General features: G+C 32.4%; 17 protein-coding genes. 10 read left to right on the forward strand and 7 right to left on the reverse strand.

What is annotated here, in order from left to right; translation table 11 throughout:
• The 5 genes from ACI9TV_RS09390 to ACI9TV_RS09410 form a co-directional block, all read right to left on the reverse strand.
• Nucleotides 1-538, reverse strand: a 538-nt coding sequence (locus ACI9TV_RS09390) for a restriction endonuclease PLD domain-containing protein (RefSeq protein ID WP_415250526.1), incomplete at its 3' end; no start/stop codon positions are given.
• A 28-nt stretch (nucleotides 539-566) separates the two neighbouring features.
• A complete protein-coding gene (locus tag ACI9TV_RS09395; protein WP_415250527.1) occupies nucleotides 567-959 on the reverse strand; it encodes a hypothetical protein in 393 nt (130 codons plus the stop codon).
• 114 nt (nucleotides 960-1,073) lie between these two features.
• The gene (locus tag ACI9TV_RS09400) at nucleotides 1,074-2,651 is read right to left on the reverse strand and encodes a hypothetical protein (protein WP_415250528.1); all 1,578 of its coding nucleotides are present in this window, start codon (nucleotides 2,649-2,651) and stop codon (nucleotides 1,074-1,076) included.
• A gap of 1 nt (nucleotide 2,652) precedes the next feature.
• Nucleotides 2,653-3,360 (reverse strand): hypothetical protein, encoded by a 708-nt coding sequence (locus tag ACI9TV_RS09405; protein ID WP_415250529.1) that lies wholly within the window; start codon nucleotides 3,358-3,360, stop codon nucleotides 2,653-2,655.
• A gap of 272 nt (nucleotides 3,361-3,632) precedes the next feature.
• A complete protein-coding gene (locus tag ACI9TV_RS09410; protein WP_415250530.1) occupies nucleotides 3,633-4,277 on the reverse strand; it encodes a hypothetical protein in 645 nt (214 codons plus the stop codon).
• Nucleotides 4,278-4,601: 324 nt separating this feature from the next.
• On the opposite strand from ACI9TV_RS09410, the gene ACI9TV_RS09415 reads away from it, so the two are divergent.
• The 9 genes from ACI9TV_RS09415 to ACI9TV_RS09455 all read left to right on the forward strand — a co-directional run bounded on the left by ACI9TV_RS09415 (nucleotide 4,602) and on the right by ACI9TV_RS09455 (nucleotide 9,487).
• Nucleotides 4,602-4,763, forward strand: a complete 162-nt coding sequence (locus ACI9TV_RS09415; protein ID WP_415250531.1) for a hypothetical protein — start codon at nucleotides 4,602-4,604, stop codon at nucleotides 4,761-4,763.
• A gap of 14 nt (nucleotides 4,764-4,777) precedes the next feature.
• Complete coding sequence (locus ACI9TV_RS09420; RefSeq protein WP_415250532.1) at nucleotides 4,778-5,035, forward strand: hypothetical protein; 258 nt, start codon at nucleotides 4,778-4,780, stop codon at nucleotides 5,033-5,035.
• Complete coding sequence (gene truA, locus ACI9TV_RS09425) at nucleotides 5,014-5,775, forward strand: tRNA pseudouridine(38-40) synthase TruA (protein ID WP_415250533.1); 762 nt, start codon at nucleotides 5,014-5,016, stop codon at nucleotides 5,773-5,775. Before ACI9TV_RS09420 ends, truA begins: the two co-directional genes overlap by 22 nt.
• Before the next feature lie 26 nt (nucleotides 5,776-5,801).
• Entirely contained in the window at nucleotides 5,802-6,419 is a 618-nt protein-coding gene (locus ACI9TV_RS09430) for a fumarylacetoacetate hydrolase family protein (RefSeq protein ID WP_415250534.1), read from the forward strand.
• Between the two features lie 30 nt (nucleotides 6,420-6,449).
• On the forward strand, nucleotides 6,450-6,953 hold the full coding sequence (locus ACI9TV_RS09435; RefSeq protein ID WP_415250535.1) for a GlcG/HbpS family heme-binding protein: 504 nt from the start codon (nucleotides 6,450-6,452) through the stop codon (nucleotides 6,951-6,953).
• The gene (locus ACI9TV_RS09440; protein WP_415250536.1) at nucleotides 6,946-7,329 is read left to right on the forward strand and encodes a S24 family peptidase; all 384 of its coding nucleotides are present in this window, start codon (nucleotides 6,946-6,948) and stop codon (nucleotides 7,327-7,329) included. The genes ACI9TV_RS09435 and ACI9TV_RS09440 overlap by 8 nt, the downstream gene beginning before the upstream one ends.
• 90 nt (nucleotides 7,330-7,419) lie before the next feature.
• Nucleotides 7,420-8,025: a hypothetical protein gene (locus ACI9TV_RS09445; protein ID WP_415250537.1), complete on the forward strand. Its 606-nt coding sequence runs from the start codon at nucleotides 7,420-7,422 to the stop codon at nucleotides 8,023-8,025.
• Nucleotides 8,006-8,884 (forward strand): radical SAM/SPASM domain-containing protein, encoded by an 879-nt coding sequence (locus ACI9TV_RS09450; protein WP_415250538.1) that lies wholly within the window; start codon nucleotides 8,006-8,008, stop codon nucleotides 8,882-8,884. Before ACI9TV_RS09445 ends, ACI9TV_RS09450 begins: the two co-directional genes overlap by 20 nt.
• A gap of 96 nt (nucleotides 8,885-8,980) precedes the next feature.
• Nucleotides 8,981-9,487 carry a ferritin gene (locus ACI9TV_RS09455; RefSeq protein WP_415250539.1) on the forward strand — a complete coding sequence of 169 codons (507 nt, stop codon included), beginning with the start codon at nucleotides 8,981-8,983 and terminating at the stop codon, nucleotides 9,485-9,487.
• A gap of 240 nt (nucleotides 9,488-9,727) precedes the next feature.
• Here ACI9TV_RS09455 and adk read toward each other — a convergent pair whose 3' ends face one another.
• Nucleotides 9,728-10,375 carry an adenylate kinase gene (gene adk / locus ACI9TV_RS09460; protein ID WP_415250540.1) on the reverse strand — a complete coding sequence of 216 codons (648 nt, stop codon included), beginning with the start codon at nucleotides 10,373-10,375 and terminating at the stop codon, nucleotides 9,728-9,730.
• A 75-nt stretch (nucleotides 10,376-10,450) separates the two neighbouring features.
• Entirely contained in the window at nucleotides 10,451-11,305 is an 855-nt protein-coding gene (locus ACI9TV_RS09465; RefSeq protein ID WP_415250541.1) for an NAD(+)/NADH kinase, read from the reverse strand.
• 110 nt (nucleotides 11,306-11,415) lie between these two features.
• Between ACI9TV_RS09465 and aspS the strand changes: the two genes are divergently transcribed.
• Nucleotides 11,416-13,173, forward strand: coding sequence for an aspartate--tRNA ligase (gene aspS, locus ACI9TV_RS09470; RefSeq protein WP_415250542.1), 1,758 nt, complete (start codon nucleotides 11,416-11,418; stop codon nucleotides 13,171-13,173).
• Nucleotides 13,174-13,178: the final 5 nt, after the last annotated feature.

The following is a 13,178-nucleotide window of genomic DNA, read 5'->3' on the forward strand; positions in this document are numbered from 1 at the left end:
CTTTTAAAATTATTTTTTTCTTCCCATTAACACGTAATTCAGCTTTTTTTAATGGTACAGTTGTTTTTAATGAAAAGAGATGCTCTAGGTATAAAGCAACCTCTGTTTTTGTTTGATTATCTTTAATTATTGTTGTACATTCAAGTCTTGAAGCAAAACCTTCTTTTGAAAAGTTTGATGAACCTAAATATAAATAACTGGTATCCTCGTTCATAAATTTATAAATTTTCCCATGGTATTGTTGCATAGAGATGTACACACCATTATCTGGATTTATTACTCTTAGTTTATCATCTAAAGAAGCTAATACTTTTTTCTGTTTGGCTGTAACACCTCCGTGAAAAATCATTCCAATCAAAATTTTGCAATTGCCTTTTTTAGATAAAGACACCATTTTGTTTTCAAGGTCTTCTATTGTTGTGGCGCCAATATAGCCACTAGCTATAATTAGGTCATTTGAACTATCTAGTTTTGATGTAAATTCTTTTAAAAAAGTATTCCCATAGTCTTTAGTGTTTGTAAAAATAGTTTCATACATATATCTTCCTTGTTTACTATGTTAAATACTATAATTTTTCTAGATATATAGTTGTAGGACTAGTAAATGTAACTTTAATTTTATCGCCAGTTTTTGCTTTTATTGCATTGTACCAATTACCAATAGTTTTTAAATTACCACTACCTTGAAATTGTTTTGCATATAAATTATTTTTACCTTGACTACCACTTGCTTTTAAGGTTATATCAGAAAGTGTACCCTCACTTGAACTACACTTATATTCAATATTAGCACCTTTTTTATTGCTCATAAATATTTCAAATTTTTGTGCATATTCTGAAGGAATTTGGATATATCCTTCTCCATAAATCAATTCTCTTGTTTCTGTATGTCTATGGGTACCCCATTCAATGTGTGCTTTTTTTAAAGTTATTATATAACTATCGTTTTTATTTGGCATATTTTTTATATCCTTATATTATTTTAATATAATCAATTACCTGTGATGTGAAGACACAGTTTGACTTGAGAAATAGTTTTTCCCGCTAGTATAACTATTTTTTTCAAGATTTTGTTATCCTGATATATATTCTAATAGCTCAGCATTAGCAGCATTTTTCATTATTCTTGCCCTTGCGGTACCTACTCCATAAATTTTGGCAATTAAATCTGCTTCTCTTAAAACATATAATTCTTCAATAGTATTAATACTAGCTTCATTTAATTTTCTTTTTTGCCAACTTGTTAAAGACAGCACACTTATAGGTTGTTTCAACATACTTTCTAATGATTTTTGATATTGTTCATCACTTAATATAGCTACAGGTAAACTTTCTATATTGTCATATTCACTATGCATTTTACCAAATTCAGTATATCGTCTAACTGAGCGTATTTTTTCTATTTCTAGTGATTGTGCATGCGGATTTTTCTCTAAAGCAATAATACAACCATACTTAATTTCATATCTAATACCTAATCTCTCATGTGCACGAATGTTTGAATTTTCTTTTTTAATAATACTAGTATATGTTAATAAACGTAATGATTCCTTGACTGTTTCAGGTATGTCCTTATCTATCCAAAAATATATACTTGATGTTTCATTACTTACAACAGTTGGAATAACTGTTTTTTCCAAAAAATCACGTCCCCAGTCAATTAAATTTTGATGACCTTTATACTTATCGCCTAGAGCTGTATGTTCTGTCCAAATTTTTGTCAAATAAAATTCTTTAATTATTTTATTTACTTCTGCTGTTTTAAATGATGATAAGTTTTGGATTGTATTCAATAACATTCTAGGGTTACCTGCACATGAGAACACTAAAGTTTTAAATAGTTCTCCTTGTTTATCAATATGAATTTTTAGATTATCGTCAATTTGTTTAAAAACCATTTCTTTAAAATAAGACAAATAATCAGTATCTGAAATATTTCTATCTAATACTTGATGTAGGCAATCATGTATTAATTCAAAAGAGTCTCCAAAGTATGTTACTCCTGGATAAATTGCTGCATTACAAACAATGTATGGAGACCTTAAATCTTTAAATAAGTTAAAAAATTGTCTTTGCTGTTTAGGTCTAAAAACATGTGCCGCTTCATCAAAAAAGAAATAAACTCTTTTAATATCATTTTCTTCACATATTTCTTGTATTGCTTCTTTTACATCTTCTATATCAGGCAATGTATCAATGTTGATTTCAGATTTATTTTTATATGAATTTTCAAAAAGCTTTACGATATTTTTTAAATTTTTTTCTATTGTTTCATCATCTTCGGCTGTATCATTACTTAATAAACCTTTAGAATAATCTGAAACAGATAAGCCTTTTTTCTTTAATTTATTTAATAAAGTTTTTAGCGTTTTTGCTAGCATCCAGTGATAGAACTGCAAAGGATCAGCTGTATTTATTAAAGAACTTATATTAAAAGGTATATAAACTGATATAAAGTCCTTATTACTATCTAAATCCAAATGTGCCATCCTCATTAAAAATGATTTTCCTGTTCCTCTTGAACCTTCTAATAGGCAAGGTTCTGAAGATTTTAAGGACGAAATAATTTTTTTATCGTTAGCATTAGTGACTGCTAAATCATTAAATTCATCATCTCGAATACTTTCTGTACGTAATTTTATATCTGACATTTTATACCTTTGCACCGTTTAAAAATTCTCTTATTTCTGTTATATGGCCTAAGTCTTCTATTAGAAATTCGGAGATACTATCTATTTTATCTGCATCAAAAGATTTTAGATATCTACAATTTAAAACAAATAGTAAAATTTCTGACACTTCTTTGAAGAGTTCAAAATACTTATTTTTTAATTCTTCATTATATTTTAAACTTAAGCCACTTTTTTGCCATGTATCACTATTCCCATGTACATATTCAGACATTTCACGATATACTTTTTTTGCTTTTCCATTATACTCATTTATAATTTCTTCAAGTTCATAAAAAAAAGCTTTTGAAAACCGTTTTGATAGAACACCATTTTCTTCATTGATTAGCTTTGCCCACTTTATATCATTTTCACCATTTAACCACTCATTATGTTCAAGTTTATTTATCGAAAAATGAATAAGACCTAATCCCATTTCAAATGCTAAACGTAGTGAAGAAAAAGCTTGTCGATATAGACCTAATGATAAATTCAATGTTGCTGTTTCAAGTTGAATAGCAACTGTTCTAAGCATTTTTTTTTCTTCTTTCTCAAATAAACATTCTGAGAATTCAACTATAAAAGATGAAATTGAATGAGTCTTTCCTAAGTTAATTGAGTCCGTCATTGTAGTATTAAAAATTTCTTGAGATGTTTTATTTAATTGGCTAAAATATTTTGTAATATTCATTGGCTTCCCTGTTTTAGATTTGTAGGATAACGGCGAAGCTGAGCTCCATTAATGTGTATGTCGGAAAATTCGCTTGCGATTTTCTGGGATACACTTTGATGTGGGACTCCTGTCTTTTGTTGTATGTAGCGTAGCGAAATACGACAAAAGACGGGTGGCACGTTTAGGGCTCAGCTTCGCCGTTGTACGTTCTCGCTCCGCGGGAACGTACAACGATTGACTTGAGAAATAGTTTTGCCCGCTAGGGTAAACTATTTCTCTCCGAGGTCTTGTTATATGTTTGATCCAACATATATTTGATGCTCATTAGATGCTTTATCAAAACGGTTTATTTCACGTAATATAAGCATTATATTAACCTTATGTTCTTTTTTATCATTGCCATGTAGTTTATCTAACTTGTTAATGAAATAAACAATTCTTATCCATGATTTGAAGTGTTCATCAGAGAGAAGAGCAGCCACTTCAAGTAAATTTTCAAATGCAGTTTTGTCAATTTTAAGATGATATTTGAATTTTTTAAGTAAATCAATATCAATTTCATTTTGATTTAAATAGTCTATTATGGCTTTTATTTCTTTTTTATTTTCTGTATGACTATTTCCGAAAAAATTACCTATTTTTAAACTTTCTGGTAAACCAACTAAGCCATATTTTAAAAAGAAAATTAAATATTCTCTAAGTCGTTTTTCATATACAATAGTTTTCTGAGATTCTTTGTTTCTTTGCCAATTTTCAAAAAACCAAATGATTACTAATATTTCAATACATATACCAATTAGTTCAGGTATAACATTTCCAACTAAAAAAGCTTTAAAATCTGAATTAAATTCTGCAGCTAGTACAAATAAAATCATCATGAGTATAAATACATATGTTGAAAAAATAATGTATTTAACTTTTTCTTCGTGTTTCATGTATCTCCTGTATATATAACTCTTTATTCAACATCATTATATATAGTTAAACCTTAATACATATCATTAACTATCACAGTTAATTAGAAGTATTTCTGTATAAATAAGACAAATTGTAAAATTTATACATTATTTTGAATTTTTAACCTACTATTCTTAAAGATATGATGATTGTTAATTGCTTTACAGACAAATAACAGCCTCAAATGAGTGTTAATTGTTCATATCCTTACATAACATTGACGATGATGCTTAAGTGAAAGGATTGAAATTACACCTCAGTGAGTGAATCTCCACTCTTTAATATAAAATAAATCTGACGGTATGAAATATTTTAAAGTCATTTCTTTGAAATGTATTATAAATGCACTGCCAACAGATACTTCTTATGATGAAATCATAAAAGAACTTGCATTTGGCAAAATGATTAAAAAAGCTCTAGAAGATTCTAAAAATGCTAAAACTATTTCAAAGTTCAGGCATTAGGAGACAGTGAAAAAGTGATATATAAAACAACAAACTTATTAGTCGATCTAAACTCTAACTATAAAATAAAGTTTGAAAATGCATATATATTACTAATCGAAACTGCAAAAGAACTTTCAGGTGAAGATGCTTATTTTAGAGTACCTCTTTTAAGTTCAAGGGGTGTGGTCTTAAATGAAAGAGAACAAATAATTTCTATTTTAAGTTACTGTGGTATTCTTCATATACCAAACAAAGAAATAGAGGAATCATGTATTATCATCGTCTCATAATTTCATACAAGGGCACGAGCTACTTTGGCTGGCAAGAGTTAGGCATAAACGAACAAAAGCCTACTGTTCAGGCAAGTATTCAACAAGTACTCAACAAAATCTGTAAACATAAGAGCTGTAGTATTTCTACTGCAAGTCGAACCGATGCTGGTGTTCATGCACAGGGGCAAGTTGTGAAAATCACTATCCCCCTAGCAATCGAATCAGAAAAACTTCTCCTTGGCATGAATTCACTATTACCGGGTGACATCCGTATCCTGCAATGTCAACCCTGCTCCGCAGAGTTTAATCCAAATAGAGACTCCAAGAGCAAAGAGTATCATTATTACTTTTGTACAGACACAATTTACAATCCAGTTTTTAATGATACCGTCACGCATACAGGCTCACTTGATATAGAGCTTATGAGACAAGCCTCTCAGCTCTTTATTGGTGAACATGATTTTTATAGCTTCGCGAAACGAGATACCAAGATGGATTCAACCTTCCGCACTGTTTTGAGCTGTGAAATATTGAAAGCTCCATCTTCAACCTTCACCAATGAAATTTACTATCTTAAAATCGTAGGCAAGGGATTTTTACGGCATATGGTTCGGTATATTGCTGGTGCTTTATTTGCTTTGGGGAAAAACCAACTAAGTCTGAGTACTATTGGTGAAGCATTAGTGAATCGTAAAGAAGAAAAGATCAGTTCCAGAGCCAAATCTAGAGGGCTACACTTGATCCAAATTTCTTATTAAAAATAGAAAAAAATAAAGAGAAAACAATGAAATATATTAAGTACAATAATAAAACTATAACTCCCTCTAAAGTCATCTGTATTGGCAGAAACTATGTTGAGCACATTAAAGAGTTAAACAATGAAACGCCTGATTCTATGGTTGTGTTTAACAAATCAAACTCTGCTATTTCGAGTGAACTACATTACTTCAGTGAAGATACAAGATTTGAAGGAGAGATTTGTTTTTTAATCCAAGCTAGTCAAATTGCAGGGATTGGGTTTGGACTTGACTTAACAAAAGCAGATATTCAAAATAAAATGAAGTCTAAAGGTCTACCATGGGAGAGAGCAAAATCTTTTGATGGTTCAGCTGTTTTAAGTGAGTTTGTTCCATTAACTCATGATATAACTACACTTAGATTGGAGCTATATATAAATGCTACATTAATACAGTTCGCTAATTATGATCTTATGATATATAAACCAAAAGAGATGATAGAAGAGATACAGAGTTTTATGTCCTTTGAAGATAACGATATAATTATGAGCGGTACTCCCAAAGGTGTAGGAAGTTACAGTGTTGGAGATATTTTTATAGGCAAGATTTATTCTAACGACGAACTTTTAGTTGAATCAAAATGGGAAGTACCGAATAGAAAGTAAAAATATATAAAAAATATTAGGAGAAAAATAATGAAAAAAATTATACAAATACCAACTATACTATTAGGTTGTTTATTAAGTACAAATGTATTTGGTGCTGATGTTTTTACTCAAAAAAACATTGGATTAGAGGCAGCAAATGATATTGCAAAAATGAGTATTGACTCTTGTCGTAAGGGTGGATTTAATGTGTCCGTAGTTGTAGTTGACAAACACGGTAATGTTCGTAGCATTATGCGAGATGATTTAGCAGCAAAATACACTATAGAGATTGCGCAGAGAAAAGCTAACATGGTAATAATGTCTGGTACTCCTTCTGGCGAATTTAGAGCAGCTAGACCAGACATTCAACAAGAGTTAAACCATATTGATGGACTGATTGTTATGCAAGGAGGACTACCTATCCGTGCTGGTGGTATACTCATTGGTGCAGTAGGAGTAAGTGGTGCACCTGGAGGTGATAAAGATGAGGCTTGCGCAGCTGTTGCGATTAAGGCAATTACTGTGCGCTTAGAATTTGCGAGTAATGATTAATTTGTCTCTTATCACTCTTGATTACATAGATATTCTTGATGGTAAAAATGAAAAAAAAATCTTACAGTTTTCACAAGACTTACTTCCCCAACAAGTAAACAAAAAATCACTTTTTGTAGTAAAGGTCGATGGACAGTCTATGCAGCCTGTCATTAAAGACCGTACACTAGTTGTGGCTGACCTCTCTCAAAAAGTACTCGAGAATGAAGGAATCTACCTTGTTTATAAAGAAAATAAGATGTGGATAAAGCAGGCAAAAAAAGAAGAAGACAAAATTACATTTGTCTCTATCAACAAAGAATTTTCACATCTAGTTTACAGTGAAGAAGAAGTACGTGTCGTAGCCAAAGTAGTTCTATCTTTTAGTACCTTTTAGCCATGTCATACGTACTAGTTAAATGAATACAGGATTATTAAGTATAAACAAGCTAAAATCCACAAAAAATTATATGTATGAAGGAAGAAAATGGTCTCAATAGGGATGATATTTCAGTTCAATAGTGACGAAGAATCAGGTCTCATCATGCTGTCTAATGGAGAAACCAAAGAATTTGGTGCTCGTGATTGGGTAGATGAATCAAATGCCCCAGCAGTAGGCCTAAAGATTTCATATGAAGACAATGGATACCTTAGAAAAATAAAAGTACCTAGTGAAGAAGAAATCAATAATATCTCTTCTAATACAAATCAAAATGAAGATCCTACAAGTTTTACATCCCTAAAAGAATATGAAAATCATTATTTAAATAAAAAATTTGTAACAGTTGGTAAGACAAAAGATACTTTGAAAATGCAAAAGTATTCTATAGAAGGTGAATATAGTGTTTCTATTAGCTTCAAAGGTGATAAACCTGAACTTACTCAAGACTTACATCCACTTACTAGCATAGATGATCACATCCAGTACTTTAAAGATATGGGTTACAAACTTGCTAGTGATTCGGGTAATGGTGAAGAAAGAAAGGTTTCACTACGAACATATTCAATGGATGACTACGGTGAAGTAAGCATTAGCTACCCTAACTCTAAAATCAATGTTACAGTAATGATGAATGGCAAAAAAGTCTTTTAACCGAGTCCATATTGAAGTGACAAATATCTGTGGTCTTGCTTGCAGTTTTTGTCCACCAAAGTTACAGCCGAACAAAACTATGAGTCTGCCTTTTTTCAACAAAGTCATCACAGATGTAAGTAACTTCACCAATGAACTAGCTTTTCACGTTATGGGTGATCCACTTACACTATCTAATCTTGAGAAGTACTTAGAATCCTCCCATCAACTCGGTTTAAAAGTCATCTTAACTAGTAGTGGGTACTATTTAAACAGAACCTCATTTAAGACGCTCTTTCACCCAAGTGTGAAACAGGTAAACATTTCACTCAACAGTTTTAACAAAAACTCTTTAAATCTCACTTTTGATGACTACATGAAAGAAGTGTTTTCTATGTGTGAATATAAGCTGCAAAATCATCCCCACCCTTTTATAAACTTACGTCTATGGAACTTTGATGAAACATGCAGTGAAAAGAGTTTTAATGAAGATCTTTTTTCAAGGCTATCTTCTCACTTTGGAGTAGAACTAGACATAGGAAAGCTCTTCTTGGAGAGACCAAAATCCATAAGACTAGCTTCTAAAGTACTCCTACATTTTGATAGTTACTTCGAATGGCCATCCATGAGTTCTACACATGACACGCAAGGAAGCTGTTATGGACTCAAGTCACACATCGGTGTTTTAGCAGATGGAACCGTAGTTCCCTGTTGTCTCGATGGTGATGGTGTCATTAATCTTGGAAACTTACATGAAGAGTCTTTAGGTAAAGTGTTAAACTCTAAGAGAGCAGTTACTATGCGTATAGGATTTGACAAGGGTGAAGCTGTTGAGGAAATGTGTAAGAAATGTTCTTATAAGGATAGATTTAGCCTTTAAAATATTTAATAAATTTTATGTTTTTCATATAATATAATTTTATATACCATTCCTTTATAATGCTCTAGTATACTTGTAAAAAGTAAGGAGCATACCGTGATTAGCAAAAAAATAACATCTCAGCTCAATAAACAAATCAATAAAGAATTTTACTCATCCTATCTTTATCTTGGAATCTCAATATGGTGTGCAAATGCTGGGCATACGGGTAGTCAAAATTGGTTTATGGTACAGCATGAAGAGGAACGTATTCATGCTTTTAAAATCTACAACTACATGCTTGAACAAGGTGTTGGAGTAGATTTGTTAGAAATTAAAAAGCCAACACTCAATTTTTCTTCACTCCTAGAATGTTTTGAATACAGTTTAATCCACGAAAGAAAGATGACAGACTCTTTTAATAAACTTTCTGATGTTGCAATGCAAGAAAAAGACCACGCATCGTATGGTTTTTTACAATGGTTTGTTAAAGAACAGATAGAAGAAGAATCGAGCGTTGGAGATATTATCTCAAAACTAAAACTTGTTCGTGATGGAAATGGAATATTTACAATAGACACCCAACTATCTGAGCGTACACTTATAAGTAAAGAAAATCTGTAAGTGGCATCAGTAAGACTTTGTAAAAAATACGTTGAACATAAGAAGCTTCTAAAAAGGCTTCATTTAGTTTATCCGGATCTCAATGTTAAAGTGAAGTCTTGCATAGGAATGTGTAAGTTTTGCGAAACAAAACCTTGTTTAGTTTTTGATGGTAAAAAAATGAAGTCTACAAAAATATCTAAACTTATAGAATCTCTCACTATAAAAGGCAAAGAAGTATAATACTTTGCCTTTTAAGTATTAACCTAGTTGAGAAGTAATAGCCTCTTCAACTTTAGAAATATGAGCAGTTCCATCAACAGTAATGTATGTTAAAGTAGCTACCTTAGATGCTTGTTCTTTGTAGTAACCAATAAGTGGTTGAGTAAGTTCATGGTACACTTTAAGACGGTCAAGAACTACTGATTCTTTGTCATCATCACGTTGTACTAAATCTTCACCAGTTTCGTTATCTTTACCTTCAACTTTTGGAGGATTGTATACAAGGTGGTATGTTCTACCACTTGCTAAGTGAGCACGACGACCAGCCATACGAGTAACGATCTCGCTATCGGGAACATCTATCTCGATTACAGCATCAATCTCGATACCCGCAGTAGTTACTGCATCAGCTTGAGGAAGTGTACGAGGAAAACCATCTAAAAGGTAACCATTTTTACAGTCGTCTTCAGCTATTCTATCTTTTACAAGACCGATGATAATTTCATCAGTTACAAGTTGACCAGAATCCATAGCAGCTTTAGCCATTTTACCCATATCTGTACCAGCTTTAATCGCGGCACGAAGCATATCTCCAGTAGAGATTTGAGGAATGTTGTATTTCTTTGTTAAAAATTGAGCTTGTGTACCTTTTCCAGCACCTGGAGCTCCAAGAAGAATGATTCTCATATAATGTCCTAATATTGAATTGAATTGTTCTAATTATACTCAAGAGAGTTTAAACTTAAATAATATAAGGAAATATTATTCGCCCCAGCCTAGTTTTTCTTTAAGTACTTGAAAGTAGTTAAATTCATTTCTATGAATTAATTTGGCAAAATTATCAGAAAGTTTTATATGTATACTATCACCTTGATTAAACTCATGCATATCTTGTCCATCTACTATAATCAAAGCTTTAGAGGCTGATGTTTTCATCTCAATTGAAAATTCGCCAGGAAGAACAACCGGTCTCTGTGTTAAAGAGTGCGGACATATAGGAGTGAGTGTAAATACTTTTGTAAGAGGGAACAAAACAGGTCCCCCCGCAGAGAGATTATAGGCAGTAGAACCTGTAGGAGTAGATACAATAACACCATCACCATGGTATGTATTAAAAGCTTGATTATCAACGAGTGTCTCTACATGAATCATGTTTGAGATAGAAGGTCTTGTAAAGACTATGTCATTAAAAGCATGTACTTTTATTTCTTCTTTATTTTTAATAAAAGTGGCCTCAAGGACGGAACGCTCATCAATACGATAGTTCCCAATAGCCAAATTTTTCACAAACTCATCGAGTTCGTCCATGCTCACATCGGCTAAAAATCCAAGGTTACCAGCATATACACCAAAGATTGGTATATCGTAGTTAAAACTTCTTCTTACTGTAGATATTAAAGTTCCATCTCCACCAAGTGTTACCAGAGCATCACATTGCTTACAAAGTAGTTTAAAATTCATACCCATTACATCAATCATACCACCAGAGATACTTTCTATATAAACGTCTATTCCATAACTACTAAATGTATCTTTGAGTTGAAAAAAATTATCTTTTAATTCTGGGGTTGATGGTCGTAAAATAACACCGACACTTTTGATACCTTTGTTTTGCAATCGTGACCTTTTTAAAATGCTTTTTTAGATTATACACACTTCTTGATAATAAAGAAATAAGAGAATTTTGGATATAATCACTTAAAATTATTAACTAGGACTCTATATACATGAGAAGTCATTACTGTACAGATTTAGGCGAAGCAAACGTAGGCGACAAAGTAGTTTTAGCTGGTTGGGCTAACAATCACCGTGACCATGGTGGAATTATTTTCATTGATTTAAGAGATAAAACAGGCATTATACAACTTACTTGTGATCCAGAAGATAGCAAGTCAGCTCATGAGGTAGCTAATGGCGTTCGTGATGAGTATGTGCTTATTATCAAAGGTACAGTTCGTTTACGTGGTGAAGGGCTTACAAATCCTCGCCTAAAGACTGGTGCTATTGAAATCATCGTTGATGAACTCATCATTGAAAATAAATCAGCTCCTGTTCCTTTTGTTATTGGCGATAAAAATGTTGGCGAGGAAACAACTCTTAAGTACAGATACTTAGAGCTTCGTGATCCAGACTTATACAATGTATTTCGTCTTCGCTCTAAAGCTGCTATTGCTGCAAGAAATATTCTTGATAAAGATGGCTTCTTAGAAGTTGAAACACCTATTCTTACTAAATCAACTCCAGAGGGTGCACGTGATTATCTCGTTCCTTCTCGTGTTCATGATGGTGAATTTTATGCACTTCCTCAATCTCCACAACTTTTCAAACAACTTTTAATGGTTGGTGGATTTGATAGATATTTCCAAATTGCTAAGTGTTTTAGAGATGAAGATTTACGTGCAGACCGACAACCGGAATTTACTCAAATAGATGTTGAGATGAGTTTTTGTAATCAAGAAGATGTAATCAAAGTTGCAGAGGATTTACTAACGGCTATGTTTAGTGCTTGTGACATTGATGTAAAACCTCCATTTAACCGTATCACATACAACGACGCTATGGAATACTATGGTTCTGATAAGCCAGACCTTAGATACGACCTTAAGATGGTTGACGTTATTGATATCTTCGAGAGATGTGATAACGAAATTTTCACTAACATCGCAAAGCAACCACATAAAAACCGTATCAAAGCACTTAAAGTTCCTGCTGCTGACTTAGTATTTTCTAAGCGTGAGATGAAAGGTTTTGAAGACTTTGTACGTAAATTTGGTGCCCATGGTCTTGGTTACTTCCAAATGAAAGAAGATGGGCTTAAAGGTCCACTTATTAAGTTCTTCTCTGAAGAAGATATAGCACTTCTAGTTGAAAGATTAGAGATGAGTGTTGGTGATGTAGTGTTCTTTGGTGCAGGTGATAAAAAGACTGTATGGGATTATATGGGTAGATTTAGAAACTTCATTGCTGAGCATGAAAAAATGAATTTAGTTGATGAAAACGCATTTGAATTTGTGTGGGTAGTTGACTTTCCAATGTTTGAAGTTGAAGATGGTCGCGTAAAAGCACTTCACCATCCATTTACACAACCAAAAGATACAGACAAAAATGATGTTGAAGAGATAGAGTCTATCGCTTATGACATCGTTTTAAATGGTACTGAACTTGGTGGTGGATCTATTCGTATCCATAAAGAAGATGTACAAAATGAAGTATTTAAACTTCTTGGAATCGAAGAAGAAGAAGCACAAGAGAAATTTGGTTTTCTTCTAGATGCTCTTAAATTTGGGGCACCACCACATGGCGGTTTTGCTCTTGGATTTGACAGAATGATGATGCTTATCTCTAAAAAACCAAGCATTAGAGATGTTATTGCATTCCCTAAAACACAAAAAGCTTCTTGTGTTCTTACTAAAGCACCAAGTGCTGTTGATAACACACAACTTCGTGACTTACATATTAGACTTCGCGAACAAAAAAAAGTTTAAGTAAA

The organism is Sulfurimonas sp. (assembly GCF_047622445.1).
In the GTDB taxonomy this organism is placed as follows: domain Bacteria; phylum Campylobacterota; class Campylobacteria; order Campylobacterales; family Sulfurimonadaceae; genus Sulfurimonas.

What these genes read in the sequence shown, in the direction of transcription:
- ACI9TV_RS09395 (WP_415250527.1), bottom strand. Translation starts at nt 959, where the DNA reads ATGCCAAATAAAAACGATAGTTATATAATAACTTTAAAAAAAGCACAC.
- ACI9TV_RS09400 (WP_415250528.1), bottom strand. Translation starts at nt 2,651, where the DNA reads ATGTCAGATATAAAATTACGTACAGAAAGTATTCGAGATGATGAATTT.
- ACI9TV_RS09405 (WP_415250529.1), bottom strand. Translation starts at nt 3,360, where the DNA reads ATGAATATTACAAAATATTTTAGCCAATTAAATAAAACATCTCAAGAA.
- ACI9TV_RS09410 (WP_415250530.1), bottom strand. Translation starts at nt 4,277, where the DNA reads ATGAAACACGAAGAAAAAGTTAAATACATTATTTTTTCAACATATGTA.
- ACI9TV_RS09415 (WP_415250531.1), top strand. Translation starts at nt 4,602, where the DNA reads ATGAAATATTTTAAAGTCATTTCTTTGAAATGTATTATAAATGCACTG.
- truA (WP_415250533.1), top strand. Translation starts at nt 5,014, where the DNA reads ATGTATTATCATCGTCTCATAATTTCATACAAGGGCACGAGCTACTTT.
- ACI9TV_RS09430 (WP_415250534.1), top strand. Translation starts at nt 5,802, where the DNA reads ATGAAATATATTAAGTACAATAATAAAACTATAACTCCCTCTAAAGTC.
- ACI9TV_RS09435 (WP_415250535.1), top strand. Translation starts at nt 6,450, where the DNA reads ATGAAAAAAATTATACAAATACCAACTATACTATTAGGTTGTTTATTA.
- ACI9TV_RS09440 (WP_415250536.1), top strand. Translation starts at nt 6,946, where the DNA reads ATGATTAATTTGTCTCTTATCACTCTTGATTACATAGATATTCTTGAT.
- ACI9TV_RS09445 (WP_415250537.1), top strand. Translation starts at nt 7,420, where the DNA reads ATGGTCTCAATAGGGATGATATTTCAGTTCAATAGTGACGAAGAATCA.
- ACI9TV_RS09450 (WP_415250538.1), top strand. Translation starts at nt 8,006, where the DNA reads ATGGCAAAAAAGTCTTTTAACCGAGTCCATATTGAAGTGACAAATATC.
- adk (WP_415250540.1), bottom strand. Translation starts at nt 10,375, where the DNA reads ATGAGAATCATTCTTCTTGGAGCTCCAGGTGCTGGAAAAGGTACACAA.
- aspS (WP_415250542.1), top strand. Translation starts at nt 11,416, where the DNA reads ATGAGAAGTCATTACTGTACAGATTTAGGCGAAGCAAACGTAGGCGAC.